Raw genomic sequence first — 902 nt, 5'->3', positions numbered from 1 at the left:
CTCGCTGATGCGGCCATTGAAGCGTTCGACCATGCCGTTGGTTTGCGGGTGACGCGGCGGAATCAATCGATGTTCGATCACCAATTGCTTGCACAGCACGTCAAAGACATGCTTGCCGCTCGGGATACGGTCGCCGCTGACGGGGTCTTTTTTCTTGCTGGTAAAACGGTCGGTGAACTGGCTGCCGTTGTCGGTGAGCAGTTTGACGATGGTGATAGGGCAAGCGTTTTTCAGTTTGAGCAGGAAGTCGGTGCTGCTGCTATCGGACTGGTTTGCATAGATTTCCATGAAGACCCAGCGCGTGGCGCGGTCAATGGCGACGAACAGGTAACGGCGTTCGGTTTCGTCGGGCATCTGCGGCAAGTACTTGATATCCATATGTAAAAAGCCCGGCTCGTAGTCCTTGAACGACTTTTTGGTGACCGGTTTGTCGTCTTCGAGCGCGGCCATTTTAAGCAAGCTGGAGACGCCATGGCGTCGCAAGCAGCGGCCCAGGGCGCCACGCGAAAGCGCCGGGTTGACGAACTCGCGCGCCACCGCCAATAAGTCGTCAGTGGGCAAAAGCAAGGTGGTGCGTAGGGCGACGACGACCAGTTCCTGCGCCGGCGTCAGCGTCGTGTGCATGGTGTGGGGCCGGTGCGAACGGTCCTCGGCACTGTCGCGGTTCTGCCATTTACGGATCGTCAGGCGGCTCACGTTATAGCGCTCGGCAAGCTCCCGTTGGGGCAGTGTCGAGTTGCGGATTTCTTCCCTGATCAGGTGGGTGGTGCGGGCTCGGCTGTGAAGGGCTTGGGTCATGGCGCTGGCGGTGAGGTGACAGGAATCAACAGTGTACTCAACAGGCGCCTGGCTTTGAAGTAGGGCAAGCTGCGAATAGGAATATGATCACCCAATTCTAAACA

At 58.0% G+C, this 902-nt stretch carries 1 protein-coding gene; it reads right to left on the bottom strand.

Annotated elements, in window-relative coordinates; all coding sequences use genetic code 11:
* Positions 1-798, bottom strand: a 798-nt coding sequence (locus CSZ94_RS27345) for a DDE-type integrase/transposase/recombinase (RefSeq protein WP_102124366.1), incomplete at its 3' end; no start/stop codon positions are given.
* Positions 799-902 lie beyond the last annotated feature (104 nt).

The sequence above is a fragment of the Janthinobacterium sp. ROICE36 genome (genome assembly GCF_002869965.1).
In the GTDB taxonomy this organism is placed as follows: Bacteria; Pseudomonadota; Gammaproteobacteria; order Burkholderiales; family Burkholderiaceae_D; genus Janthinobacterium.
The sequence above is the reverse complement of the archived record's forward strand: the minus strand, read 5'-3'. Positions and strand labels throughout refer to the sequence as shown.